The following is a 26,991-nucleotide window of genomic DNA, read 5'->3' on the forward strand; positions in this document are numbered from 1 at the left end:
GCAGCAGCCCTTATTTGTTCAGGTCAGCATGGCCAAGCACATGCATTAGACGGTTAGCCCAGCCAAAAATGGCGATGGCGTGGATCAGATCGATAATCTCCTGATCGTTCATGCCGACCGCGTGCAGTGCCGCCATATCTTCGGCGCTGGCTTCTGACGGCGTCACCGACAGGCGACGGGCAAAACGGTAGATCGCCGCATCACGCTCGCCGAGCACATCCGCACGATCAAAGTAGATGGCGCTCACCACTGCATCACTTTCGGCCAGCTGCGCATGGCGACGCGCGTGCACCACCGCGCAATATTTGCAGCCGTTAACGATCGACGCGCCCAGCGCGCCGAGTTCACGATCCGCGCGATCCAGCCCGCCATCGACATACATAATGGCGTTGAAGAGCACGGTACGCGCCACGTAGCTGTCGGGATCGTGCGCTAACGTGCGCACATATTCGGAGATTTTCTTGTTGGATGGCGTCACTTTCATCGCATCGAGCTGCGCGGGCGTGGCCTCTTCTACCTCAACCGGCGCAATATACGGATGCCAGTGCAGCGGCTTGAGATTAACCGACGGAATCATGCAGACCTCAGCAAACGTAATCCGGCCGCGACGCGCGTCTGGAAGTTAATAAAAGCGATCAGCTCGGAGAGCGCCACAATCTGTGAATTGCTCAATCCGGCTTGCTCCAGCAGGCGAATGTGCTGCTCGGTGGCGTGCATTGGCTGCTGGGTAATGAGATCGGCGTGGCGCGCGATGGTCGCCAGCGGTTCTGGCAGATCGGTGGCGCCTGCCGCCAGCGCCAGCAGCGCCTCTGACGGCTGCAACGCCGCCAGCTGCGTCTGATAATCCTGTTGCAGCGCGGCATCGTTATTCAGCTGCGCCATGCGCTGCGCCAGCGCTAAACGCACATCCGGCGCTAAGCCCTGATCGTCGTTGGGTGCCAGCACCGAGATGCGGCACTGCTCCGCGCCGTCAACAAATTCCGGGCGCAGGCGGCGCGTGCCGTACAGCGCATCTTCAGCGTTTAAACCGACTGCGCGATCAATTGCGTCACTCACTGCGCGTTCTCCTGGTTGAGTAAGGGCGTAGAATCCACCCATTCATCGCCCTGCAATTCAGGGGTGTCAAAAGCCTGTAAGTTGGCGTAATGCTGCTCGACGTCTTCGGCAAACAGCGAAGCGGTAATGCCGCGCACCAGACGATCGGCACCGGCGCTCACCGCCGGGATATCGCCGGAGACTTTGCCGTGCGTCAGCATCGCGGCATCGTTGAAGCAGTGAATGTGCGCCAACAGCGGGCATGCGCCTGGTGTCAGTTCGCGGAATTCAAAGGCGGGGCCGAGATCCGGCGCTTCCAGCAGATTAGCTCGCGGCGCGCCCATTTCGGGCTGATAACGTCCGTCGCGCCAGCTGCGGATATGTGGCGCGAGCGCGGCAAACTCCGGGCGGTCGTGGAAATCGTTACTAAAGCCGGTAGCCGCAATGAGGTAGTCGTAGCGCAGCGCGCCTTGCGTGGTTTCGATCAGCAGCCCATCGGCCTCTTGCTTAACCGCTTTGATGCCGCAATTAAGCAAGAAGCGAGCATTGGCATGACGCGATACGCGCAGCGTCGAGGAGCGCGGCGGCGGCGTTTGCGTGGTGGCGGTGTAATCGACAAACTTCCACTTCCACGCGTCCGGCAGCTGATGCATGCCGTGCACCACGCCCTGACTGCCGATGCCGGTCATTTTGTTTATGCGCGGCATCTGCTTGCGACGAATCAGCAGATCCACCGCGCCCGCGCCGTTTTCCAGCGCGGTGGCGGCGTTATCCATTGACGATGCACCTGCGCCAATCACCGCGATGCGTTTGCCTTTTAGGGCTGAGAAATCAATGTCGTCAGCGGAGTGCGCCCAGAACTGGCGGCTAATACCTTGCAGGAAATCCGGCACGGCGAAGCCGCCAAGACCAGAACGTCCGGTGGCCAGCACCAAGCGGCGAGTGTATATGCGGCCGGTTTCGGCACCGCTTACATCGAGCGCAATCAGATCGCCAGCAAAGCCAATATGGGTGACGCGCACATTGTTGCGCACCGGCAGATTCAGCACCTTGCGATACCAAATCAGATAATCCATCCACTGCGCTTTGGGAATTTTATCCAGCGCTTGCCAGGCTTCTTTGCCCCACTGCGCGGTGAACCACGCGCGGAACGTCAGTTGCGCCATGCCGAGCGCCGGGCCTTGTAGAGATTTAGGTGAACGCAGCGTTTCCATGCGCGCAAAGGTCACCCACGGACCTTCCAGCCCGGCGGGTGCGGCGTCATACGCCACCACATTGCTGATGCCGCTGAACTGCAATTTCGCCACCGCCGCCAGCCCGCACATGCCCGCGCCGATCACCACCACGTCACGCACGGGTGCGCCATCCTGCGTGCGCTCGGGCACCCAGGATTTAGCGGGCAGTTCAAGATATTCCAGATCCTGCTGAAGCTGAGCTTCCAGCGCGGCAAGGCCATCGGCGGCATAAGTCATACATGTTTTCCCAGAAATAAGCGGCGGCCAGGGTGCGGACGAAACCACCAAATCGCGTAAGTGATTGTGCATTTCCATTATCCTGATAACACATAGTTAATGGTCATTAATCACTAAATCACATAGTAAGAGCTAAGGTTTCGCATAATCCTCTTGCCCTAAAACAGAGTCAATAATCGCGCTCAGCTTTTGACCAATGGATTTCTTATATCTTATGCCGGAAATGTTATAAGGCTTTTAAAAGAAGATTTTCCTACGCAGGCTGATGACTGAAATCACGTACATTCCGTAGCGGCGCGATTTATCGCGCAAAACATTGCGCCGCTACAAAATACGATTGGGGTGAGATATTTAATCCTGATTAATCAACCGCATAATACGCGGATGCTCGCTGGCGGGCAGACGCTCAAAACCCGGCAGCAAATCGGCGGCCACGCTGGCTAACGCCTCAACCAGCGCCTGCGCGGCAGCTGAAATCTGTCTTCCCTGCGGCGTGATCACGCCAAAGTAGTAGGGAATATCCTCCTCAATCGGACGGATCGCCACACCGGCCAGCGGCATGCCCCAACCGGTGACCGGTTCGAGAATCGCCACGCCCAGCCCGGCGCGCACGCAGCCAAGAATATTGGCGGAGGAGTTGGTTTCGATGGTTTCGTGCAGCGGCGTTTTGACCATTTTCAGCGCCTTTTCGTAGCGCCCGCGCAACCGCTGCGGGCTCCACGGTGCAATCAAACGGCGTCCCGCCAGGCTGCTCAACGACAGCTGAGATTGCGCCGCCAGCTCGTCATGCTCTGGCAGCGCCACCACGCATTGCGACTGGCCAATCCAGTGCAGCTCCACCGCGTGATGCTCCAGCGGCAAACTGCATAAACCGAGATCGGCTTCGGCAGTGATCACCGCATGTGCCGTCTGCACGGCGGATTCGCTGATGATCTGCACTTTGTTCTGCAGATTCAGCGCGGCCAGCGCCTGCGGCAGCAAACCCGCCGCCAATGCCGGCGTGGCGGCGATGCTCAGCGGACGATGCTGCTGATGGGCGATCTCCTGCGCGCGCAGGCGAATCTGCTGCAGCGAGAGCAGCGCTTTCTGCACGTATTGATGCAGCTGTAACGCCTCTTCCGAAGGATGAATGCGCGGCCCGTTGCGGATAAACAGCGGATAACCCAGCGATTGTTCCAGTTCCTGAATCAAACGCGACACCGCCGGCTGCGAGCGATTGAGCGCCTTCGCCGCCGCCGTGACGCTACCGGCAGAGATCACCGCCGAGAAGGCTTCCAGCTGCCGCAAATCCAGGTCGTTTAAAATGGTCATCGCGCAATTTTTCCCTAACTCATTGATCGTTCCCGACATTGGCGCGGGAAAGTTTTCATCATAGAGAGAGTGGTGGGAATTAGCCACAGGGTGGAAAGTGCGCATTGCCCCTCACCCTGGCCCTCTGCCGCAGGCGGGAGAGGGAATTGTTAGACTCCGCAGCGGCCAGTTCCCTCTCCCTCCGGGAGAGGGTTAGGGTGAGGGAAATCACAACTTCTCCGTCAGCTCACGCTGATGCTCATGCAACAGGCGCAGCATCTCGCGCAGAAACCGATCTTCGTTGCCCTTCTGCCAGGCAATGCTCAATGGCAATCCTTTAATCTGCTCCGGCAGATCCAGCGCAATATAGCTAACGCTGTCGCTGTTCATGGTGCGATACGAGGCGGGCACCACCGCCAATCCCAGCCCCGCAGCAACCAGGCTCAGGATGGTTTGTTTCTCTTCGGCAAACTGCGCGATGTGCGGCGTGAATCCCGCCAGTTTAAACAGGCTCATGGTGAGATCGTGACTGTGCGGGCGTGTGCGCCGGTCTGGAATGATCATCGCTTCGTGTTGAAAATCAGCCACCGCCACCCGTTCACGATCCGCCAGCGCATGCTGAATCGGCACCGCCAGCACGCAGCTTTCGCGCGTGATAAAGCGCACCGCTAATGACGCATCAATACTTTGCGGCTCGCGAATAAAAATCATATCCAGCCAACCCGACTTTAATTTCGGAATTAAATTAATGGTTTTGTCTTCAATAATATGAATATCGCTGTGCGGATGCAGCGGAACAAATAAATTAAGTAACGCCGGAACTAATCCACGCGCGGCACTATCAATCGCACCAATACGTAATGTGCGGCGTTCATCTTTTAATCCCACTTTAAAACGTTTCGCCAGCGCATCAAATTGATCGATTAATTTGCTGGCGTCGTCAAAAAAGAGCGCGCCTTCGGCAGTTAATGAAACATTACGCGTCGATCGATTTAACAGACGCACGCCGAGGTCCTCTTCCAGTAAACGAATGAAGCGAGAAAGTGACGCAGGCATCATTTCCATCTTTTGTGCGGCACGGCCAAAATGCAGTTCTTTACCGACCGCAACAAAGCAACGCAATTGATTTATATCCACATTCCCCTCACCCGTTGATTATGCAAATAGTTTATATAATCCACATCTGATGATAAGCCAAAGCAAAACTGCATACTGAACTCGATTACAAAAAATAACACCACCCTACACAATCTGGAGCACTTTAATATGAACTCTCACCTCGAAAAAAGGGTGATGCGTAAAGTGACGTTACGCATTGTGCCCTTCATCATGCTGCTCTACTTCATCGCTTTTCTCGATCGCGTCAATATTGGTTTTGCTGCATTAACTATGAATCAGGATTTAGGTTTCTCGCCCACGGTATTTGGCTTTGGCGCTGGAATCTTTTTCCTCGGTTATTTTCTGTTTGAAGTGCCGTCGAATTTAATTCTGCATAAAGTCGGCGCCCGCATCTGGATTGCGCGCGTCATGATCACATGGGGATTGGTTTCCGGCTGCATGGCATTTGTGCAGGGCACCACCAGCTTCTACCTGCTGCGCTTTCTGCTTGGCGTAGCGGAAGCCGGTTTCTTCCCCGGCATCATCCTTTATCTCAGTTACTGGTTCCCGGCGGCGAAACGTGCGCAGGTTACCGCCATCTTTATGGCTGCGGCCCCACTTTCCACTGCGTTAGGTTCGCCCATTTCCGCCGCATTACTGGAGATGCATGGCCTGCTTGGCTACGCCGGTTGGCAATGGATGTTTGTGCTGGAAGCGATACCGGCACTGATATTCGGCATCGTGGTGCTGTTTTACCTCACCGATCGCCCGGCGAAAGCCAAGTGGCTCACCGATGAAGAACGGGCGTGGCTGGAAAAGACCATGCAGGCCGAAGAACAGGCGCGCGCGGCCAATCAAAGCCACAGCAGCGCCTGGCGCGGACTGATGGATAAGCGTGTGTTAGCGCTGGCGCTGGTCTATTTCGGCACATCCGCAGGCTTGTACACGTTGGGCATTTGGTCACCGCAAATCATCCGCAGCTTCGGCGCGTCCTCAATAGAAATTGGTTTCCTCAACGCCTTCCCGGCGGTACTGGGCGTGATCGGCATGATTCTGTGGGCGCGCCATTCGGACCGCACCAAAGAGCGCAGCTGGCATGTTATCGGTGCCTGTTTGCTGGCGGCTGCCGGACTGATTTATGCCGGGAACGTCAGCACGCTGTTTACGGTGATTATCGCCCTGACGCTGGTCACCGTCGGCATCAGCGCCTCCAAACCGCCGCTGTGGAGCATGCCGACGCTGTTCCTGAGCGGACCGGCCGCTGCGGCGGGCATCGCCACCATTAACTCCATCGGTAATCTCGGAGGTTTTGTCGGCCCGATGATGATTGGCGTGATCCGTCAGCAAACGGGCAGCTATACGTGGGGCCTCTATTTTGTTGCCGGGCTGCTGGTGCTATCGGCGATTGTGGTTCTGATTCTCTCTGCCCGCGGCAAAACACCGCATCCCGCAGAGCTTGCTCATCCTCATACACATTGACCTAACTGGAGAAACATCATGCGTAACTACTCAATTGCCGCGATTCCTGCGGATGGTATTGGCCCGGAAGTGATCTCTGCTGGCGTAGCCGTGCTGCACGCGTTGACGCGTCACGATCCGCAGCTGACGTTTGCGGTGCAAACCTTTGACTGGGGCTCGGATTACTACAAGCAACACGGCGTAATGATGCCGGAAGATGGCCTGCAAACGCTGAAGACCTTTGATGCGATTTACTTTGGTGCGGTCGGCGCGCCCGACGTGCCGGATCACATCACGCTGTGGGGTTTGCGTTTGCCAATTTGTCAGGGCTTTGACCAGTACGCCAACGTGCGTCCGACCAAAATTCTGCCGGGCGTCACCTCGCCGCTGCGCAAGCGCGGCCCCGGCGATCTCGACTGGGTGATTGTGCGGGAAAACTCAGAAGGCGAATATTCCGGTAATGGTGGGCGCGCGCATCGTGGTTTGCCGGAAGAAGTCGGCACCGAAGTGGCGATCTTCACCCGCGTTGGCGTGACGCGCATTATGCGTTATGCCTTCAAACTGGCGCAGTCGCGTCCACGCAAGCTGCTGACGGTGGTGACCAAATCCAACGCCCAGCGTCACGGCATGGTGATGTGGGATGAGATTGCCGCCGAAGTGGCGCAGGAGTTCCCGGACGTGCAGTGGGACAAAATGCTGGTGGATGCGATGACGCATCGCATGACGCTGCATCCGCAGAGCCTCGATACCATTGTCGCCACCAATCTGCACGCCGATATTCTGTCGGATCTGGCCGGCGCGCTGGCGGGCAGTTTAGGCGTGGCGCCCACCGCCAACATCGATCCTGAACGTCGCTTCCCGTCGATGTTCGAACCGATTCACGGCTCGGCGTTTGATATCACCGGCAAAGGCATCGCCAACCCAATCGCCACGTTCTGGACGGCGGTGCAGATGCTGGAGCATCTCGGCGAGCGGGATGCTGCGGCGCTGATTATGCAAGGTATTGAATATGTCTGCGCTAAGGGCATTTTGACACCGGATGTTGGCGGCACAGCGAATACCGCAGAGGTGACGAAAGCGGTGATAGCGTTTATTGAGGCAAAAGCTACCGTGGCAGAAACCATCTGATTTTATCCAGTGCGCATCCTGTCATCGCACATTGCTTAGCGGCGCGATTCATCGAGCAATGAATTGCGCCGCTAAGACTTATACATTCTGTGATTTTGATTTGCACCTGCTGCGCTTTTCATTAAAAGTCTTTGCATCCTTCTGTTTTCGCAGGACCTCGCATGATCGACTCAGGCAGAGAAGCCAGACCGAATTCCCATCGCACCCTGCTGTTAGCGTTGCTGGTCGCCGTGACCTTCTTTATGGAAAACCTCGATGCCACGGTGATCACCACCGCGATTCCGCAGATGGCGCGCGACTTCGCTTCCAGCCCGGTGGCGCTGAACATTGGCGTCAGCGCCTATTTATTGGCGGTGGCAGTATTTATTCCGATGAGCGGCTGGCTGGCAGAGCGCTTTGGCGCGCGTACGGTGTTTGCCAGCGCGATCCTGATTTTCACCCTCGCGTCGATTCTGTGTGGATTGAGCGACACGCTCGCGATGTTCACGTTGAGCCGCATTCTGCAAGGGATTGGCGGCGCGATGATGGTGCCGGTCGGTCGCATGGTAGTGCTGCGCGTCACGGAGAAAAAGGAGATGGTGAAAACCATCGCCTTTATTACCTGGCCGGGTTTGATTGCGCCGGTGCTCGGCCCGCCGCTGGGCGGTTTGATTGTCACTTACGGCCATTGGCCGTGGATTTTCTGGCTCAATATTCCGCTCGGCATCCTCGCCATTATCGCCACCGCTTATCTGGTGCCGCAGTTTAAAAGCGAACAGCGGCGGCCGTTTGATGTGCGCGGCTTTGTGCTTACCGCCACCGCCTGCACCTCATTAATTATCGCGCTGGAAGCGCTGGGACAGATGCATCTCAGTTTTGGCATTCCGTTGCTGCTGCTGGGCATGCTGTGCAGCTGGCTGGCGTATCGTCACAGCTTCCGCCATGCGCAGCCGCTGCTGCCGTTTAGCGCGATGAAAATTGCCACCTTCCGCAATGCGGTGATTGGCGGCTCGTTCTTCCGCGCCTCGATCAACGCGGTGCCCTATTTGCTGCCGTTGCTGTTTCAGCTTGGCTTTGGCTGGAGCGCGGCGCAGGCCGGTGCGATGGTGCTGTGGGTATTTGCCGGAAACCTGGCGATGAAGCCAGCGACAACCTGGTTAATGAAGCGCTGGGGCTTTCGTCGCGTGCTGATGTTCAATGGCATGATCAGCCTTGCGGCGATGCTCGGCTGCTTGCTGCTCAATCCGTCGCTGGGCTACTTCGCGATTGCCGCGATTCTGTTTGTTGGCGGGCTGTCGCGCTCGCTGCAGTTCAGCTGCTACAACAGCTTGGGCTTCGCCGATGTGCCGCAAAACAAGATGAGCGATGCCTCGGTGGTGTTCAGCATCTTCTTCCAGTTCAGCATGAGCGCGGGTATTGCGCTGGCGGCGCTGTTCCTGCGCGCATCCATGCTATGGCAGGAGCATAGCGAGATTGCGCAAAGCGATATTCATATCGCCTTCGCCGGTGTGGCGCTGTTGGTGCTGCTGTCGCTATTTGACGTAATGCGACTGGAGAAAAACGCCGGTGCGCAGGTGCTGGTAAAATAATCCCAACGCACTATTTATGGTTAAAAAACAGAAATAGTGCGCTTCGCTTAAAATAATCCCTTTTTTATTAGCATTTATATTTATTAAACCCCTTTTAAGATTATGGCTAATGGTCTGGTCGCCACTCTCTGTCTGAGAAATAAATAAAAGCATCAGGAATGTTAATTTATTTCATCACGTTGGAAGAGAAAAAAGTTATAAGCGCAGCGGTCAATTATTTTCTCTCACCCATTAATCGCGAAGCTTTAATTATCTTTTTTGCCAAATCAAATTATTTTAGGCATGTAAAATAACTTAACGATTTCAATCCTCTTAGGATAATTCCTAATTGCAATTGGTTGTACGTTTGGCTTTTAGAGCTAACCTTAAGTAGCAAATGAAATATGCGTTATCCCCTTTATCTGAGGTATTCATTATGACAACACCACGTGGCGGTTCTGGCAATTTTGCCATGGACCCGGAAAGAGCCCGCGAAGCGGGTAAAAAAGGCGGCCAATTAAGCGGCGGCAATTTTCGTAATAATCCAGAGCGTGCGATTGAAGCGGGACGAAAAGGCGGTAAAAAAAGCCGTCGAGTCGTCGATAAATCTCCCGCATAACGTTATTGCGGCTGGCCGGTAATTCGGCAACAGCCGCAATCTCCTTTTATTTATTTGTCAGGAAAATATTATGAGCCACAACAGCGAAGAGCACTTTCTCGATTGGGTAAAAGATGCCCATGCCATGGAAAAACAGGCTGAAAGCATGCTGGAAAAAATGGCCTCGCGCCTTGAACACTATCTCGACCTTAAACTGCGTATCGAACAGCATATTGTTGAGACCCGTGAACATCAGACGCTGGTGCAGAGCGTGATCGATCGCTACTCCACTTCTCAATCGGTATTGAAAGATCTCGCCGGCAAAATCTCCGCTTTCGGTCAGTCGATTGGCGGCGTGATGGTGGAAGATGAAGTGGTGAAAGGCGCGATCAGCGGCCACGTGTTTGAGCACCTTGAGATTGCCAGTTACACCTCACTGATTGCGGCGGCGCAGCATCTCAACGATCACGAAAGTGCCGATATCTTCTCGCGCATCCGCGAGCAGGAAATCGCCATGGCCGACTGGACCTTGACGCATTTGCCGGACGTGACCGAACAGTATTTGATTCGCTCCGCTACGCCAGGCGTGGAAGCTAAGAAGTAGCTCCGGCACGATTCTTCCATTTTTCGCAACAATGACTTCGCTAACCCGGCTATTCTGCCGCTAAATTGTCTGTGCGAACCTTATGGCAAGGCTCGGGATTATCCCGAGCAACACCTAAGGAACCGCAACATGAAACTCTATCACTTCCCGCTTTCTGGTCATGCTCACCGCGCACGTCTGTTCCTGTCGCTGCTGGATTTACCGCATGAAGTCATCGATGTTGATCTCAAATCTGGCGAAAACAAAACGCCGGAATTCCTCGCCATGAATCCGTTTGGTCAGGTGCCGGTGCTGGAGGATGACGGCGTGTTTATTGCCGATTCCAACGCCATTCTGGTCTATCTGGCGAAGAAAAGCGGTCGCAGCGAATGGCTGCCGGAAGATGCGCTGGGCGCGGCGGCGGTACAGCGCTGGCTCACCGTGGCAGCCGGTGATATCGCCTTTGGTCCAGCCGCGGCGCGTTTGATTACCGTATTTGGCCGCCCGTTCAATCCAGAAGAGGTGATTGCCCGCGCGCATCTGGTGCTGTCACGCATTGAGCAGCATCTCGAAGGCCGTGAATGGCTGGTCGGCGATCGTCCGACTATCGCCGACGTCGCGCAGTACAGCTATATCGTGGGTGCGCCAGAAGGCAATGTCGATCTCTCCGGCTATCCGGCGGTGAACGCGCTGTTGCGTCGCATCGAAGCGCTGCCGGGCTTTGTGCCCTTCCCTCAAACTGCGGCTGGCCTGCGCAGCATCGCCTGAGTCCACCATCATGAGCAAGAAACTACCGGTTTGGCATCAGGGTGAAATTGCGCTTCAGCAACAGGCGGGTGTGGCGGAGCGCATGGCGGACGTCGGCCAGCGCGTGATCCGCGATCACATGCCCGATCAACACCGCGACTTCTACGCGCAGCTGCCGTTTATTGTGGCGGGCAGCGTGGATGCGCACGGCGATGCGTGGGCCACGCTGCTGGAAGGCCAACCCGGTTTTATCTTCTCGCCCAATGCCACCACGCTGGATATCGAGGCGCGTCCGCATCAAGGCGATCCCGCGGCGGCGGGCATGCAGGATGGCGCGCCGATTGGGCTGCTCGGCATCGAACTGCACACGCGGCGACGTAACCGCATGAACGGCGTGCTGCAAGCGATTGGCGCTGGTTTTCGCGTGCAGGTGGAGCAGAGTTTTGGCAACTGCCCGCGCTATATCCAGCTGCGTGACTTTCACTTTGCACATCCTCCCGCTGAACCTTATCGCGGTGAGGTGGAAACCCTGAGCGCGCTGGATGATGCCGCGCGCGCCAGCATCGGCGCGGCGGATACCTTCTACGTCGCCACCTATGCCGAACGACAGGTTGATGCCTCGCATCGCGGCGGCAAACCGGGTTTCGTGCGCGTGAGCGAAAGTGGTCTGCTGACCATTCCCGACTTCAACGGCAATCTGTTTTTCTCCACGCTGGGCAACATTCACCATAATGGCAAAGCGGGATTGCTGTTTGTTGATTACGCCAGCGGCGACACGCTGCAACTGAGCGGCGATGCCGAAGTGATTCTCGACTCGCCCGAGATCGCCGCTTTTCAGGGTGCCGAGCGGCTGTGGACGTTTCGCCCGCGCCGTATCGTGCGTCGTCGTGCCGCCCTCGCCTTACGCTGGTTAACGCCGCCGGATGGCGTCGCACCCAGTTCGCTGATGACCGGCGACTGGCAAGCCGCCGCCGAACGCCTGCGTGCAGCAGATCTGGCATCGCGCTGGCGTCCGTTCAAGGTGATTAAGGTGGTGGATGAGAGCGCCACGATCCGCTCGTTTCATTTAGTGCCGGATGATGGCGCGGGTCTGTTGCCGCATCTGGCCGGTCAACATCTGCCGATTCGCCTGCAGTTGCCCGGTACGGATAAGCCGCTGATGCGCGCCTACACGCTTTCGGTCGCGCCATCGGAGAATTTTTACCGCATCAGCGTCAAGCGCGATGGCGTGGTTTCGTGCTACCTGCACGATCATCTCCACACCGGAGATACGCTGGAAGCGCGTGCGCCGGCGGGTGATTTTACTCTCGACGCCAGCGAACCGCGTCCGGCGGTGCTGCTTGCCGCTGGCGTGGGCATCACGCCGATGCTGGCGATGCTGCGACATCTGATATACGAAGGAGTGCGCAAACAGCGCCTGCGCCCTACGTTTCTGTTCCAGTCGGCGCGCAGCAAAGCCGAGCGCCCTTTTGCGCGCGAACTCGACCAGTTGCTGGCGGCAGCGCACGGCGCGGTGAAGCTAGTGCGCGTGCTGAGCCAGACGGCGGATGCACAACCGGATGTTGATTACGATTTTGCCGGCCGCATCGATATGGCGCTGCTCTCGCGGGTGCTGCCGTTTAACGATTACGACTTCTATCTGTGCGGTCCGCCGCAATTTACCCAGGCGCTGTACGACGGGCTGCGCGCCTTGAATATCGCCGACGATCGCATTCACGCCGAAGCCTTTGGGCCGTCGTCGCTGCAGCGCACCAACGATATTGTTAAAGAAGCAAAACCGCTGTTGCCGATAGCAACCCAATCGGTGCCGGTGAAGTTCATGGATTCACTGAAAGAGGCGCGTTGGACGCCGGATACCGGTTCGCTGCTTGAGCTGGCTGAAGCGCGTGGCCTGAGCCCAGCGTACAGCTGTCGCGCCGGACATTGCGGCAGCTGTAAAACCAAACTGCTGCAAGGCGCGGTGACTTACCCAACGCCACCGAGCGCGCAAGTGGCGGATGATGAAGTGCTGATCTGCTGCGCGCGGCCGGCGCAGCAGGAGGATGAGGTGCAGGCGATTCAGCTGGCGCTGTGAGATTTATCACGCTTTGTTTTTGTAGATCTCAGGCCGGGTAATCGTCCACGCGTAATTCGGCTGGTTAACCGGTTGATAGCCAAACTTTTCATACAGCCACGGCGCCGTGCTGGTGAACAGCGTAATTCTGCGCAGCCGCGCAAAAACCGGATGCGCATGAATGCACGCCATCAACCAGCGTGCCAGGCCGTTTCCCTGATACGCGTCGAGCACGTAAACATCGCACAGATAAGCGAAGGTGGCGTAATCCGTGATTAACCGCGCAAAGCCAATCTGTTCGCCCTGATGGTAAAGACCAAAGTTAAGACTGTTTTGTATCGAAGCATTGACCGTCTCTTCATCAATGCCTGCTGCCCATGTCGAGGTGGTGAGATAACGGTGTATGGCGGCGAGGTCCAGTTTATTTTCGTCCGTGCTGATCAAATAACCCTCTTTGTTCCACTCCTCTGTAACGAACTCACTCATCTCTGCGGCCTACGTTAATTTGGTTGGGGTGTAAGAGAATTTATGAAGGATTGTTGTGGGCGACAAGCGATTCTTTATTCGCATCGCCAGCGGCATCAATTACCTTGGCTTGCTGGTGATTATTGCTTTGGGTGCAGGTATCGGAATGGCGACGAATTTTATGACGCAGACTTGGGTCAGGCGCAAGGAATTGATGCTTGTATGAAGAGAGTTGAAACCCAGAAAAGCAAAAACCCAGCCATAAGCTGGGTTCTCAGAATGTTGGTGCCCGGACGCGGAATCGAACCACGGACACGGGGATTTTCAATCCCCTGCTCTACCGACTGAGCTATCCGGGCAACGGGGCGCATTAAACCCTACTCGCGCGGCACCGTCAAACGCTTTTCGGCAAAAATCAGCTGACTGATGCCTTTTACAGCAACCTCCAGACCAACCGGTAAAAATTCATTCGCCTATCGCTGGTATAGGTGAATTTTTAGTCGCTTGTGCCGATAACCTTGCTGACATCCGATACCAATAATAAGGTCCACCATGTTCAGCACTATTACATCAGGAATATTGTCACGCCTTGCGTGGCAAAAACGCGGTCACAGCAAGGCAACGCTCAGTTCATTACAAGATGCCATCGCCATGGTCGAATTCACCCCAGAAGGGAAGATCCTTACCGCCAACGAGCTGTTTCTCGAGCGTATGGGTTACACGCTCAAAGAGATTGTTGGTCAGCATCACAGCATGTTCTGCACCGCCGATATGCTTAACTCACCGCAATACCGCGACTTCTGGCGACGCCTGAATCGCGGCGAAGGCTTCAGCGATAAATTCCTGCGCGTGGCGAAACACAGCCGTCCTATCTGGCTGGAGGCGAATTACGTGCCGGTGCAGGATCGCAGCGGTCGCGTGATTAAAATCGTCAAGCTGGCGAGCGATATCACCGCGCGCATCATGGACGCGCAAGAGCAGCGCGCCATGACCACTGCGATTGAGCGTTCGATGGCGGTGATCGCCTTCAATCTCAAAGGCGAAGTGTTGATGACCAACGACAACTTCCTGAAAACCATGGGCTATAACGCGTCAGAAGTGATCGGCGTGCATCACAGCCAGTTCTGCCCGCCGGAGATGCGCAACAGCGACGAATATCGCCGCTTCTGGCACAAGCTGAATCAGGGCGAATTTATCTCCGGCCAGTTCCAGCGCGTGAATAAACGCGGCCAAACGGTGTGGCTGCGCGCCACTTACAACCCGGTGTTTAACGAAACCGGCGAGCTGTACAAAGTGGTGAAGTTCGCTACCGATGTCACCGCGCAGGTGGAGAAGAATCAGCAAGAGCGCGACGCGGCGCAGCAGGCGTATCAAACCGCACTGCAAACCAGCGAAAGCACGCGCCTTGGCGCCACGGTGATTGAGAACAGCGTGCAGACCATGAATGATTTGGCGGGCGAGCTGCACGGCATTTCTGGTGATATCAACGATCTGAGTCAGTCGTCGGATCGCATTGGCGCCATTGTTGAGAGTATTCGCCGGATTGCCGATCAAACCAACCTGCTGGCGCTGAACGCCGCGGTGGAAGCGGCGCGCGCCGGTCAGCATGGTCGCAGCTTTGCCGTGGTGGCCAATGAAGTGCGCACGCTGGCGGCCAACATCAATCGCGCCACCACCGAAATTGAGAACATGGTGCAGCAGAACCATACGCTGGCCGAGAAAGCGCTGAAAGGTATCGCCTCCAACCTGAAACGCGCCGATCAGGGCGTGGGGTTGGCGAAGGAAGCTGGAGGCATGATGGCGGATATTCGTGACAGTTCCAGCGAAGTGGTACGCGCGATTGGGCATGTTACCGCGACATTGCGAGAGGAGTGATGCGTTGCAGGTCGCAATGCACCGCGACCCCACAAACTATGCGGCATGACAATAACCTGCCATGGCCGCATGGTTTACTGCGCCGCCGTCGCCACTGGCGGCGGTGTGGCTTCCGGCATAAAGATGTGGTCGAGAATATTGCGCATCAGCGGTGCCGCCGTGACGCCTTCGTTGCCGCCGTTTTCCAGAATCAACGCCACCGCCACTTTGGGATCGTTAAACGGCGCAAACGCGGTGTAGAAGATGTGGTCACGCAGGCGCATCGGCGTCATTTTGGCGTTATACACCTGATTCTGTTTCAGGCTGAATACCTGCGAGGTGCCGGATTTCGCCGCAATGCCGTACGGCGCGGTGTGAAAGTATTTGTAGCCGGTGCCGTTCGGCGCATTCGCCATACCGAACATCGCGTGGCGCACCAGCGACCAATACGGCGATTTAGCATCGCCAATCTGCGGCTGGGGTAGTTTTGCCTGGTAGAGCTGCACCTCCTTGCCGCGCTGTGATTTCTCCAGCAGATGGGGATTGATCACACGCCCGTTGTTGATGAGCGCCACCATCGCTTTCACCATCTGAATCGGCGTCGCCACCCAATAACCTTGCCCAATGCCCACCGAAACGGTATCGCCCTGATACCACACGTGTTTGTGCACCTTCTGCTTCCATTCGCGGCTCGGCAGCAATCCAGCGTACTCTTCGTTAAGATCGATGCCGGTCGATTTTCCGTAGCCAAACTGGCTCAGCATGGTGTGGATGCGATCAATGCCCATCATAAACGCCACCTGATAGAAGAAGCTGTCCGCCGACTCTTCGATGGCTTTGGTGACGTCCAGCATGCCGTGACCGGTTTTTTTCCAGTCGCGATATTTACGATCGGTGCCCGGCAGCGTCCAGGTCGGCGCGCCAAATAGGGTAAAGCTCGGCGTGATGACTTTGGTCAGCAGCGCCGACATCGCCATATAAGGCTTCACGGTGGACGCCGGTGGATACAAGCCTTGCGTAACGCGGTTGATCAGCGGCAGATCTTTATCCTGCAGCAGGGCTTTATAGGCTTTGTAGCTGATGCCTTTGACGAACGGATTGGGATCGTAGCTCGGCGCGGAAACCATCGCCAGCACGCTGCCGTCGTGCGGATCTTCAATCAGCGCCGCCGCACGTTGCCCGGCGAGCTGACTCTCGACGTACTGCTGCAGATGCAGATCGAGCGTCAGCGTGATGTTCTGACCGGCCACCGGCGGCACCTCTTTCAGCACGCGCACGATGCGGCCGTGGTTATCCACTTCCACTTCCTGATAGCCGGTTTTGCCGTGCAGCAGCGATTCATAATAGCCTTCAATGCCCTGCTTACCGATGTTGTGGTCAGCCGCGTAGTTCTCGCCAACGCCTTCTGCGTTCAGGCGTTTGTAGTCGTTATCGTTGATTTTCGAAACATAGCCAAGCACGTGCGCCAGGTCGGCACCGTAAGGATATTCACGGTCCTGATAGGTATCGACGGTGACGCCGCTAAAGCGGAATTGATTGACGGCGAAGCGCGCGACTTCTTCGTCAGTCAGTTCCGCTTTCAGTTCAACCGGCTTGTAGCGGCTGTTCTGTTTGAGCTCGTGCTCGAAGGTTTCAATCTCTTCCGGCGTGAGATCGACAATCGGCGTCAGCTCTTTCAGCGTTTCCTGCATGTTGTCGATTTTGTACGGCGTGATGTGAATGTCATACCAGCTGACGTTGCGCACCAGCGGAATGCCGTTGCGATCGAAGATCAATCCACGCGTGGGCGCGATGGGGATCATTTTGATGTCGTTTTCGTTGGAACGCGTCTGGTAATAGCTGTGCTGATCGACCTGCAGGCGATACAGGTTGATGCCTAAAATGGTAAAGCAGATGACAACCAGGGCAAAAGCGACAATCGCACGGCGGGCAAACAGCTTTTCTTCTGCTTCGAAATTACGGAAATTCATCAGGTGGGCTTAATCTCTTTGTTATCACGCTAATGATAAGCAGAGATTGTTTCAGAGCCAGCACGAAGATGCACAAGCCTGGGTAAAAGTGTGTCAGATGTTTACGGGATGGTGCGGTCTGGTGCCCTCACCCCGGCCCTCTCCCACCGGGAGAGGGAGAAAAAAAGCGCCGACTGGTCCCCTCTCCCGCGTGCGGGAGAGGGTTAGGGTGAGGGAAAAAATCAATCGCCCAGCAGCACTGACTCCAGCGCGATCTTAATCATATCGTTGAAGGTGGTCTGACGCTCAGCCGCCGTGGTCTGCTCGTGGGTGCGGATGTGGTCCGACACGGTACAGATGGTCAGCGCTTTCGCACCAAACTCTGCTGCCACGCCGTAAATACCCGCCGCTTCCATCTCCACACCCAGAATGCCGTACTTCTCCATCACGTCGAACATCTGCGGATCTGGCGTATAGAACAGATCGGCGGAGAAGATGTTACCCACGCGCGCATCAACGCCCAGCGCTTTCGCGGCATCCACGGCGTTACGCACCATGTCGAAGTCAGCAATCGCCGCGAAGTCGTGATCCTTGAAGCGCATGCGGTTCACTTTGGAATCGGTGCAGGCACCCATACCAATCACCACGTCGCGCAGTTTCACGTCTGCGCGCACTGCGCCGCAAGAACCGACACGGATAATCTTCTTCACGCCGAAGTCGGTGATCAGCTCTTTGGTGTAGATCGAGCAGGATGGAATGCCCATGCCGTGACCCATCACCGAAATCTTGCGGCCTTTATAAGTCCCGGTGTAACCCAGCATGCCGCGCACGTTGTTCACTTCCACCACATCTTCGAGGAAGGTTTCCGCAATGTGCTTTGCGCGCAGCGGATCGCCTGGCATCAGCACGACGTCCGCGAAATCACCCATTTCTGCATTAATATGAGGCGTTGCCATGGTTATTTTCCTTATTAAATTTGGGGCGCTGTTTTACAGCATGCTCTTGCCGTAGTCCATGCTGGACAGGCCAAAATATTTTGCGATGGTCTGACCGATATCCGCGAAGGTATCGCGGTATCCCAGCGATCCTGGCTTCACATTCGGGCCATAGATCAGAATCGGAATGTGCTCACGCGTGTGCTCGGTGCCTTTCCAGCTTGGATCGCAGCCGTGATCGGCGGTGAGGATCAGAATGTCGCCCTCTTTCACCAACTCCATCAGCTCTGGCAAACGACGATCGAACAACTCCAGTCCGCCCGCATAACCGGCGATATCGCGACGATGTCCCCACGTTGAGTCAAAATCAACGAAGTTAGTGAACACAATCGAAGTATCTGGCGCTTTCTTCATCTGCTCGATGGTAGCGTTGAACAGCGCGTCTAAGCCGGTGGCTTTGACTTTCTGCGTGATGCCCTGCTCGGCGTAGATATCGGCAATTTTACCCACCGAAATCACTTCACCGCCCTTCTCATCGACCAGTTTTTTCAGCATGGTCGCTGAAGGCGGCTCCACCGCCAGATCGTGACGGTTGCCGGTACGCTCGAAGTTACCCGCTTTGTCGCCCACGAACGGACGCGCAATCACGCGACCGATGTTGTAGCCACCATTGGTCAGCTCCTCACGGGCGATTTCACACAGTTCGTACAGACGATCAAGGCCAAAGGTCTCTTCATGGCAGGCAATCTGGAAAACCGAATCCGCCGAGGTGTAGAAAATCGGCTTACCGGTTTTCATGTGCTCTTCGCCGAGCTGGTCGAGGATCACCGTGCCCGATGAGTGACAATTACCGAGATATCCCGGCAGATCGGCACGTTTCACCAGAGTATCCAGCAGCGCCTGCGGGAAGCTGTTCTCTTTATCGCTGAAGTAGCCCCAATCAAACAGCACCGGCACGCCGGCGATTTCCCAGTGGCCCGACGGCGTATCTTTACCGGACGACAATTCGCTGGCGTAAGCATACGCACCGATGATTTCCGCGTTGGGATCGAGGCCTGGCGGGAAACGACCGGTAGAGAGCTCAGCCGCTTTGCCGAGGCCCAGTTTGGTCAGGTTCGGTAAGTGCAGCGGGCCTTCGCGACCTTCATTGGCGCGGCCTTCGAAACAGGCTTCGGCGATATGGCCGAGCGTGTCCGATCCTTCATCACCGAATTTATCGGCGTCTTTGCTGGAGCCGATCCCGAAGGAGTCGAGAACCATAATAAAAGCACGTTTCATGCAAGTCTCCTGCGCAATGCGCGATGACAAGTCAAAAAAAAGCGATCAGATCAGTATACCCGAACGGCCGCTGCCTGGCACGAAGAAGCGCCAGTTATTCGCTAATGCGACGATAAACTACCGGCGTGATCGCTGGCGCAGTATCGCTCAGCGTGATGGCTGCTTTAACGGCGGCGGCGGCCTGCTGCCACTGCGCTTCCGACGCGGCGTGGATAATTGCCAGCGGACGCTGCGCGTCAATCTGCGTGCCGAGCGTGGTCACGTCGCTCAAGCCCACGCTGTAATCAATGCTGTCGCTGGCGCGCTGGCGCCCCCCGCCGAGCGCAACCACCGCCATGCCGAGCGCACGCGTATCCATTGCGCTGACGATACCGGCGCCATCGGCGTATACCGCTTTGCTCAGCGTTGGCGCGGGCAGATAGCTGTCCATGCGCTCGATGAAATCTACCGGACCCTTTTGCGCCGCCACCATGCGGGCAAATACTTCAGCGGCTTTGCCGTTATCCAGCACCTGCTGCAGCTTTTGGCGCGCATCGGCGTCATTCTCAGCCAGTTTGCCGGAGATCAGCATTTCCGCGCACAGCGCCATCGTCACTTCCAGCAGGCGCGGATTGCGCGCCTCGCCGGTCAGGAACTGCACCGCTTCACGCACTTCCAGCGCATTACCGGCGGTAGAAGCCAGCACCTGATTCATGTCGGTGAGCAGCGCGGTGGTTTTACAACCTGCGCCATTGGCGACGCCAACAATCGCCTGTGCCAGATTTTCTGAGGCTTCGAAGGTCGGCATAAAGGCGCCGGAGCCCACTTTCACGTCCATCACCAGCGCATCCAATCCTTCCGCCAGTTTTTTGGCGAGGATCGACGCGGTGATCAGCGGAATGGAGTCCACGGTGGCGGTGATATCGCGCGTGGCGTAAAAACGTTTGTCGGCCGGCGCCAGCGAGTTGGTCTGGCCAATAATCGCGATGCCGACGTCTTTGATAATCTGGCGGAAACGGTCGTCGCTCGGGAAGATATCAAAGCCCGGAATCGCTTCCAGTTTATCCAGCGTGCCGCCGGTGTGGCCGAGGCCGCGCCCGGATATCATCGGCACATAACCGCCGCACGCCGCTACCATTGGGCCGAGCATCAGCGAAGTGACATCGCCAACGCCGCCGGTGGAGTGTTTATCAACAATCGGGCCGTTGAGATTCAGCGATTTCCAGTTCAGCACCGTGCCGGAGTCGCGCATCGCCATAGTCAGTGCCACGCGCTCGTCGAGCGTCATATCATGGAAATAGATGGTCATCGCCAATGCGGCAATTTGACCTTCGGAAACGCTGTTGTCGCGCACGCCGTTGATGAAGAAGCGAATCTCCGCTTCACTCAGCGCCTGGCCGTCGCGTTTTTTACGAATAATTTCTTGTGGCAGGAACACGGTTGCCTCCCTGAAGGGATAGAAATTGAAATGTTACGGCAGCTTGCACCTGCCGTAGCGGCGCGATTTATCGCGCGATGTTAAGTCGGGGCTGAAGCGTAAAAACCAGCGCGATAAATCGCGTCGCTACGAATCGCGAAACCATCAGCGAAAGAGATTAATAACCGGCTTTGCTGGTCGCGGTTTCGTGGCCCAGCGTATTCAGCAGGCTTGCCAGCAGGCTGGAGGCACCGAAGCGGAAATGACGCGCATCCGCCCAGCCTTCACCCAGAATGTCGTCCGCCAGCTGCAGATAAAGCGCCGCGTCTTCTGCAGTGCGCACGCCGCCCGCCGGTTTGAAACCAACCTGCTGCTTCACGCCTTTATCGCGGATCACTTGCATCATGATCGCCGCCACTTCTGGCGTCGCGTTGACCGGCACTTTACCGGTGGAGGTTTTGATGAAATCGGCACCCGCATCAATAGCGATTTCCGAAGCGGCACGAATCAGCGCTTCATCTTTCAGCTCGCCGCTTTCGATAATCACTTTCAGCAGCACGTTCGCCGCCGCGCAGGCTTCTTTACAGGCTTTTACCAGCTCGAAACCGATATCGCGGTTGCCGGCAATCAGCGCACGATACGGAAACACCACATCCACTTCGTCAGCGCCGTAGGCGATGGCCGCGCGGGTTTCAGCCAGCGCGATCTCAACGTCATCGTTGCCGTGCGGGAAGTTGGTGACGGTGGCGATGTGGATTTCCGGCGTGCCCTGCTCGCGCAGCGCTTTACGTGCTGCCGGGATGAAACGCGGATAGATGCAGATGGCAGCGGTGTTACCGGCTGGGGATTTCGCCTGACGGCACAGCGCGATCACCTTCTCGTCGGTGTCGTCTTCGTTCAGGGTGGTTAAATCCATCAGTTGCAATGCGCGCTGTGCTGCTGCTTTCAAGTCGGTCATGATGCTCTCCAAAATTCAGATCGGCGGGCACAACCCACCGGGGAATGTGATAATTCTAACAACTACCGCGACGTTAAATTGCGCCTCACGTCACATGAAAAAGAAAACCTGTCATTTAAATACAATTATTTAGTGATGATTATCACAAATAATTGCTAACCAGGCGGGAATGCGCCGTGATGGCCATTGTTATTATTATCACAAAAATGGACGCAAAAGTGTACTCTCAGCTTTATCAATGTAGCTAATCAGGCGTAAGGCAGCGTAAATGCAGAATCTGTCGGGTGAGAATCAGGCAGGCAAGGCGAACAGCTGCTGGCTGTTATGCCAAAGCGCATCGGCGATCTCTTCAGGGGATTCGCTGCGTAACTGACACAGCACGTCAAACACATTGCGCGCCCGCTCCGGACGATTGGGCTGGCCCTGAAAACCGTGCAGCGGCATATCGGGCGCGTCGGTTTCCAGTAATAACGCCTTGAGCGGCAGGTTGGCGATGGTGTTGCGGGTTTTACTGGCGCGTTCATAGGTGATGGTGCCGCCAACGCCAATGGCATAGCCAAGCTGAATAAAGCGCTCCGCCTGCTGCTGGCTACCCGCAAAACCGTGTACCACGCCGCGACGTGGCAGATCGTGACGACGTAAATGCAGCGCTAATTGATCGTGGGTGCGGCGCGAGTGCAAAATCACTGGCAGATCGTGCTGCTTCGCCAGCTTGAGCTGCTTATCGAGCAGCCGCGTCTGTTTGGCAAATTGCGCATCGTCCATATAGAGATCGAGGCCGATCTCGCCGATCGCCACACGCTTGCTATCCGGCTTTTTCAGCCAGCGCGCTAATTCATCAAGGTGCGCATCTTCCTGATGCTCAGCAATATTGATTGGATGCAGACCCAGCGCGGCATATAGCGCCGGATGCTGCTGCGCCAGTTGCGTCACAAGCGCGAAACGGCTGGCATCCACGCTCGGTACAATGATGCGTTCCACGCCGGCCTGCGCAGCGCGTGCAATGCTGGCGTGCGCATCATCAACGAGCGGCGGGAAATCGAAGTGGCAATGCGTGTCGATAAACTTCATGCCAGCGAGCCTTTATCAAAATCGGCATCGTTTTCCGCCAACGCGGGCGTAATCAGCGGGCGATTGTCAGGCGCATTCGCCACGGCGGCCGGCGGCGTAACCGTGGTTGAACGCACCAGCGGCTCAGCATCACTCAACCATTGACCAAGCGTGGCGAGGAAATAGCGCCCGCTGCGGCGGCCTAAATGGTAATCCTGATTCAGCGATGACAAGCGGCTGCCAAGCGCCATGCTCGCCAGCGGTTTCGGCGGACAGATTTCGATGATGCGCAGATTATCCGGCGGCTGCTCGATGAACTGCTGAATCTCGCGATAGCTCTCTTCATGCTGATGCAGGATGTTGATCATCGGCTGCAATGCGCTGTCGGACAAAAAGCGTTCCATGCGTTTAAACCACTTCGGTGTGTAGGACACCTGCGACGGCACGGTGCGGATCACCACAATGGTATCCGCGCCACGGCGCGCAGCTTCGCGTACCGGAATCGCATCGCTGATGCCGCCGTCAAGATAGCTCACGCCGTCCATCTGCACGCCGCTGCGGTAAAAACCGGGGATCGCGCTGGAGGCTTTTAGGATGTCGTGCCAGTTGGTGCTGATCGGGTTGAAGTACTCGGCGCGGTAATCGTCGCTGCGGCAGGCGCACATATAGAATTCGCTGCCTTTGGCAAACAGCCCTTCGGCGGTGTTGAGCGCCAGCGGGAATTCCTGTTTAGTGATATCGATCAGCCAATCGAGATCGATAAGATGCCCGCCGCGCACGAATCGTAGCGGATCAAAGAACAGTTTGCTGGTGGTGTAACGGGAGATCACGCGTCGCGCGTAGCCAGGCTGGCCACAGACAAAAGCCGACAGGTTTTGCGCCCCGGCCGAGGTGCCGAGTAACAGTTGAAAAGGATTGAAGCCTGCGCGTTGAAATTCGTCCAGCACGCCTGCGGTAAAGATGCCGCGCTGACCGCCGCCTTCGCACACCAAGGCGATTTTATTTGATTTGAAAGGAGTTAAAGCCAGCGGTTCGAATGAACCTAATGTCAACGGAATACGTGTGCCCAATGGATGTCCCTCAGTGTTGCTTGCTCTGAGGGAGTCGCCGAAGCAGCATCCCGGAGAACCAGTCATTGTCGTTCCCTGACCAATTGCTTCTGCAATCGTTGCGGCTTCGTAGTATGCCGCACAAGACCGGTCTCCGCTTTAGGTGACTCGCGGGTTAGCGTCTATTGAGACGCAAGTAGTCAGGGTCGTTTGCGCCCGGTAAACAGGCTCACGAGGAACAGAATAATACCGACAATGAAGACAATTTTAGCTGCCCATGCTGCCGTACCCGCCAGACCGCCGAAACCTAATGCCGCAGCAATCAGAGCGATGACCAGAAAGATAATACCCCAACGAAACATAAGCCTCTCCTTTACCATTGTGAAAATCGAACTGCTTATTTACACCTTTGTTTTTATTACGAAACGGCACCTGCTGGTGCCGAGTCGCTCGCGTTAAGATTTCACCTTCAGGTCATTCTTCACGCTTTTCACGCCTTCAATGGCTTTGGCGATCTTCTCAGCACGATCGGACTGTGCCTGATTCGCCACTTCCCCTGATAACTGCACCACGCCGTCGGTGGTTTCAACCTTAACGTTGCGTGATGGCACGATATCATCTGCTAAAAGCTTAGCTTTAATTTCGCTGGTGGTTGCGGTATCGCCCGCATAACCTTTCAGAGAAGCATTTTTGCTGTCTTTAACGTGTAGTTTGTCGCTGACGGATTTCACACCTTCGACTTTCTGCACCAGCGCGACGGCTTTTTCAGCCTGATCCTGAGAAGCCACGAAGCCGCTCAGTGTCACCACGCCATCGTGCGTTTTGACGGAGATATCCGTGCTTTTAATTGCGTCATCGTCCACCAGCGCCGCTTTGGCTTTAGCCGTGATGCCGCTGTCATCCATATAACCATCGACTTTTTTCATAGAGCTATCGATCTTCGCACCCGCGCTGTCGGAGGTTTGCTGTGCTTTCTGCGACAGTGATTCATCTGCAAACGCCGCACCGCTCAGCAGAGCAGAACCGGCCAGGGCAGCAATCAGGGTTTTAGCAATCTTAGTCTTATTCATCGATATCATCCTTCTATCAGTTAACTCATCCGTTATCGCGGATGCGCCAGCAACGAACGGCGTTGCTGAGTTACTGGACGTAATGAAACCCGCAAGGTCTCTTTTCTCGTCCGACAGGATAATAGTAGTAGGGATTACAGCTTTTGCTGGCTCTTGTGGTTGATATATCGCCAAAAAGAGAAAAAAACAGCGGAATTAGGAGGAGTCTGTAACAAACAAAACAGGGCCAGTGAAAATCACAGGCCCTGCTGGTAACGGCGATTAGTGCTCGCGCGTTTTGCGGAATCTCACGTCAGGATAGCGTTCCTGAGTGATGTTGAGGTTCACCATGGTTGGCGCGATATACGTGAGGTTATCACCGCCATCGAGCGCCAGGTTTACTTCGTTTTTACGCTGGAAATCGTCGAATTTCTTCGCATCATCACACTCAACCCAGCGAGCGGTTGAGACGTTGATGGCTTCGTAGATCGCTTCAACGTTGTATTCGCTTTTCAGGCGCGCGACCACCACTTCGAACTGCAGCACACCGACCGCGCCCACAATCAGATCGTTGTTGTGTACCGGGCGGAACACCTGCACCGCGCCCTCTTCCGACAGCTGAACCAGCCCTTTCAGCAGCTGTTTCTGCTTCAGCGGATCGCGCAGACGGATACGGCGGAACAGCTCTGGCGCGAAGTTCGGAATGCCGGTGAACTTCATGTTTTCACCCTGCGTAAAGGTGTCGCCAATCTGAATGGTGCCGTGGTTGTGCAGACCAATGATGTCGCCCGGATAGGCTTCTTCTACGTGCGAACGGTCGCCAGCCATAAAGGTCAGTGCATCGGAAATCACCACATCTTTACCGGTACGCACCTGACGCAGCTTCATGCCTTTTTCGTACTTGCCGGATACCACACGCATAAAGGCGACGCGGTCGCGGTGCTTCGGGTCCATGTTTGCCTGGATCTTAAACACGAAGCCGCTAAATTTCTCTTCCTTTGCTTCCACCAAACGCGCGTCGGTGTTGCGCGGCATTGGACGCGGCGCCCAGCTAACCAGGCCATCCAGCATATGATCAACGCCGAAGTTACCCAGCGCGGTGCCGAAGAACACCGGCGTGATTTCGCCACTCAGGAACAGCTCCTGATCGAACTCGTGCGAAGCGCCCTGCACCAGCTCCAGCTCATCGCGCAGCTGCTGTGCCAGATCTTCGCCTACTGCGGCATCCAGTTCTGGATTCGCCAGCCCCTTAACAATGCGCACTTCCTGAATGGTGTGGCCTTTACCGGTTTGATACAGGTAAGTTTCGTCGTTGTAGAGGTGATAAACCCCTTTGAACAACTTGCCGCAGCCAATCGGCCAGGTAATAGGTGCGCAGGCGATTTTCAGCTCACTCTCCACTTCATCCAGCAGCTCCATGGGATCGCGGATGTCACGGTCGAGTTTGTTCATAAAGGTGATGATTGGCGTATCGCGCAGGCGCGTCACTTCCATCAGCTTGCGGGTGCGATCTTCAACACCTTTCGCGGCGTCGATCACCATCAAACAGCAGTCAACCGCCGTCAGCGTACGGTAAGTATCTTCAGAGAAGTCTTCGTGTCCTGGCGTATCCAGCAGGTTCACGAGGCTGTCGCGATACGGGAACTGCATCACCGAGGTGGTGATGGAGATACCACGTTGTTTCTCCATCTCCATCCAGTCCGATTTCGCGTGCTGGTTGGAGCCGCGGCCTTTGACGGTACCGGCGGTTTGAATCGCCTGTCCGAACAGCAGCACTTTTTCGGTGATTGTGGTTTTACCGGCGTCCGGATGCGAGATGATCGCAAAGGTACGGCGGCGCGCCACTTCTTCTAAAAAGGAGGCATTAGACATTGAGTGAATTCTTCTTCAAGGGCAACACGCGGACAGCGCGCTGCGAATAAATCGTTTCGAGGTCATTCCGCAGGATAACGCGGCCAATGGCGACGCAGTGGCGTCGGTTCACAGCAAGAGGTGTGCG

The 26,991-nt window shown here is 56.1% G+C and carries 25 protein-coding genes and 1 tRNA gene; 9 read left to right on the forward strand and 17 right to left on the reverse strand.

Going from position 1 to position 26,991, the window contains the following annotated elements:
- Positions 1-10: 10 nt before the first annotated feature.
- From DEU53_RS12180 to DEU53_RS12200, 5 genes are all read right to left on the reverse strand, one after another.
- Positions 11-577, reverse strand: coding sequence for a peroxidase-related enzyme (locus DEU53_RS12180; RefSeq protein WP_110867262.1), 567 nt, complete (start codon positions 575-577; stop codon positions 11-13).
- Positions 574-1,056 (reverse strand): CMD domain-containing protein, encoded by a 483-nt coding sequence (locus tag DEU53_RS12185; protein WP_110867263.1) that lies wholly within the window; start codon positions 1,054-1,056, stop codon positions 574-576. The genes DEU53_RS12180 and DEU53_RS12185 overlap by 4 nt, the downstream gene beginning before the upstream one ends.
- Positions 1,053-2,507 carry an NAD(P)-binding domain-containing protein gene (locus tag DEU53_RS12190; RefSeq protein WP_110867454.1) on the reverse strand — a complete coding sequence of 485 codons (1,455 nt, stop codon included), beginning with the start codon at positions 2,505-2,507 and terminating at the stop codon, positions 1,053-1,055. Before DEU53_RS12190 ends, DEU53_RS12185 begins: the two co-directional genes overlap by 4 nt.
- 351 nt (positions 2,508-2,858) lie before the next feature.
- Positions 2,859-3,818, reverse strand: coding sequence for a LysR family transcriptional regulator (locus tag DEU53_RS12195; protein WP_199559714.1), 960 nt, complete (start codon positions 3,816-3,818; stop codon positions 2,859-2,861).
- 207 nt (positions 3,819-4,025) lie between these two features.
- Entirely contained in the window at positions 4,026-4,934 is a 909-nt protein-coding gene (locus tag DEU53_RS12200; RefSeq protein ID WP_110867265.1) for a LysR family transcriptional regulator, read from the reverse strand.
- A gap of 129 nt (positions 4,935-5,063) precedes the next feature.
- Here DEU53_RS12200 and DEU53_RS12205 point away from each other — a divergent pair, with 129 nt between their 5' ends.
- The 7 genes from DEU53_RS12205 (at position 5,064) to DEU53_RS12235 (ending at position 13,030) form a co-directional block, all read left to right on the forward strand.
- On the forward strand, positions 5,064-6,374 hold the full coding sequence (locus DEU53_RS12205) for an MFS transporter (protein ID WP_110867266.1): 1,311 nt from the start codon (positions 5,064-5,066) through the stop codon (positions 6,372-6,374).
- 18 nt (positions 6,375-6,392) lie between these two features.
- On the forward strand, positions 6,393-7,481 hold the full coding sequence (locus DEU53_RS12210) for a tartrate dehydrogenase (protein ID WP_110867267.1): 1,089 nt from the start codon (positions 6,393-6,395) through the stop codon (positions 7,479-7,481).
- A 161-nt stretch (positions 7,482-7,642) separates the two neighbouring features.
- Entirely contained in the window at positions 7,643-9,049 is a 1,407-nt protein-coding gene (locus tag DEU53_RS12215) for an MFS transporter (RefSeq protein ID WP_110867268.1), read from the forward strand.
- Positions 9,050-9,464: 415 nt separating this feature from the next.
- Positions 9,465-9,647 carry a general stress protein gene (locus tag DEU53_RS12220; protein ID WP_110867269.1) on the forward strand — a complete coding sequence of 61 codons (183 nt, stop codon included), beginning with the start codon at positions 9,465-9,467 and terminating at the stop codon, positions 9,645-9,647.
- Between the two features lie 70 nt (positions 9,648-9,717).
- A complete protein-coding gene (locus DEU53_RS12225; RefSeq protein ID WP_110867270.1) occupies positions 9,718-10,230 on the forward strand; it encodes a ferritin-like domain-containing protein in 513 nt (170 codons plus the stop codon).
- A 129-nt stretch (positions 10,231-10,359) separates the two neighbouring features.
- Positions 10,360-10,977 (forward strand): glutathione S-transferase family protein, encoded by a 618-nt coding sequence (locus tag DEU53_RS12230; RefSeq protein WP_101761859.1) that lies wholly within the window; start codon positions 10,360-10,362, stop codon positions 10,975-10,977.
- Positions 10,978-10,987: 10 nt separating this feature from the next.
- Positions 10,988-13,030, forward strand: coding sequence for a pyridoxamine 5'-phosphate oxidase family protein (locus tag DEU53_RS12235; RefSeq protein WP_110867271.1), 2,043 nt, complete (start codon positions 10,988-10,990; stop codon positions 13,028-13,030).
- A 6-nt stretch (positions 13,031-13,036) separates the two neighbouring features.
- Here DEU53_RS12235 and DEU53_RS12240 read toward each other — a convergent pair whose 3' ends face one another.
- Positions 13,037-13,495 carry a GNAT family N-acetyltransferase gene (locus DEU53_RS12240; RefSeq protein WP_110867272.1) on the reverse strand — a complete coding sequence of 153 codons (459 nt, stop codon included), beginning with the start codon at positions 13,493-13,495 and terminating at the stop codon, positions 13,037-13,039.
- 55 nt (positions 13,496-13,550) lie between these two features.
- Between DEU53_RS12240 and DEU53_RS23005 the strand changes: the two genes are divergently transcribed.
- Positions 13,551-13,700, forward strand: coding sequence for a hypothetical protein (locus DEU53_RS23005; RefSeq protein WP_158527635.1), 150 nt, complete (start codon positions 13,551-13,553; stop codon positions 13,698-13,700).
- A gap of 57 nt (positions 13,701-13,757) precedes the next feature.
- Here the strand turns inward: DEU53_RS23005 and DEU53_RS12245 are convergent.
- Positions 13,758-13,833: transfer RNA gene (locus tag DEU53_RS12245), tRNA-Phe, on the reverse strand.
- Between the two features lie 193 nt (positions 13,834-14,026).
- On the opposite strand from DEU53_RS12245, the gene DEU53_RS23285 reads away from it, so the two are divergent.
- On the forward strand, positions 14,027-15,349 hold the full coding sequence (locus DEU53_RS23285; RefSeq protein WP_110867273.1) for a PAS domain-containing methyl-accepting chemotaxis protein: 1,323 nt from the start codon (positions 14,027-14,029) through the stop codon (positions 15,347-15,349).
- A gap of 74 nt (positions 15,350-15,423) precedes the next feature.
- On the opposite strand, the gene mrdA is transcribed toward DEU53_RS23285, so the two are convergent.
- The 10 genes from mrdA to prfC all read right to left on the reverse strand — a co-directional run bounded on the left by mrdA (position 15,424) and on the right by prfC (position 26,864).
- Positions 15,424-17,298 (reverse strand): penicillin-binding protein 2, encoded by a 1,875-nt coding sequence (gene mrdA / locus DEU53_RS12255; RefSeq protein ID WP_101761830.1) that lies wholly within the window; start codon positions 17,296-17,298, stop codon positions 15,424-15,426.
- Between the two features lie 221 nt (positions 17,299-17,519).
- Positions 17,520-18,233, reverse strand: a complete 714-nt coding sequence (gene deoD / locus DEU53_RS12260; protein ID WP_008103284.1) for a purine-nucleoside phosphorylase — start codon at positions 18,231-18,233, stop codon at positions 17,520-17,522.
- Between the two features lie 33 nt (positions 18,234-18,266).
- Complete coding sequence (deoB, locus tag DEU53_RS12265; protein WP_101761829.1) at positions 18,267-19,490, reverse strand: phosphopentomutase; 1,224 nt, start codon at positions 19,488-19,490, stop codon at positions 18,267-18,269.
- 94 nt (positions 19,491-19,584) lie between these two features.
- Complete coding sequence (gene deoA / locus DEU53_RS12270) at positions 19,585-20,907, reverse strand: thymidine phosphorylase (RefSeq protein WP_101761828.1); 1,323 nt, start codon at positions 20,905-20,907, stop codon at positions 19,585-19,587.
- 157 nt (positions 20,908-21,064) lie between these two features.
- On the reverse strand, positions 21,065-21,844 hold the full coding sequence (deoC, locus tag DEU53_RS12275) for a deoxyribose-phosphate aldolase (protein ID WP_110867274.1): 780 nt from the start codon (positions 21,842-21,844) through the stop codon (positions 21,065-21,067).
- Between the two features lie 291 nt (positions 21,845-22,135).
- Entirely contained in the window at positions 22,136-22,915 is a 780-nt protein-coding gene (locus DEU53_RS12280; protein ID WP_110867275.1) for a TatD family hydrolase, read from the reverse strand.
- Complete coding sequence (locus tag DEU53_RS12285; RefSeq protein WP_110867276.1) at positions 22,912-23,964, reverse strand: patatin family protein; 1,053 nt, start codon at positions 23,962-23,964, stop codon at positions 22,912-22,914. The genes DEU53_RS12280 and DEU53_RS12285 overlap by 4 nt, the downstream gene beginning before the upstream one ends.
- A 179-nt stretch (positions 23,965-24,143) precedes the next feature.
- Entirely contained in the window at positions 24,144-24,305 is a 162-nt protein-coding gene (locus DEU53_RS12290; protein ID WP_007893192.1) for a DUF1328 domain-containing protein, read from the reverse strand.
- Positions 24,306-24,398: 93 nt separating this feature from the next.
- A complete protein-coding gene (gene osmY / locus DEU53_RS12295; RefSeq protein ID WP_101761824.1) occupies positions 24,399-25,013 on the reverse strand; it encodes a molecular chaperone OsmY in 615 nt (204 codons plus the stop codon).
- Between the two features lie 261 nt (positions 25,014-25,274).
- A complete protein-coding gene (prfC, locus tag DEU53_RS12300) occupies positions 25,275-26,864 on the reverse strand; it encodes a peptide chain release factor 3 (protein WP_101761823.1) in 1,590 nt (529 codons plus the stop codon).
- Positions 26,865-26,991: the final 127 nt, after the last annotated feature.

Origin of the sequence: Pantoea sp. AG1095, from assembly GCF_003208415.1 — a bacterium.
Lineage (GTDB): Bacteria > Pseudomonadota > Gammaproteobacteria > Enterobacterales > Enterobacteriaceae > Pantoea > Pantoea leporis.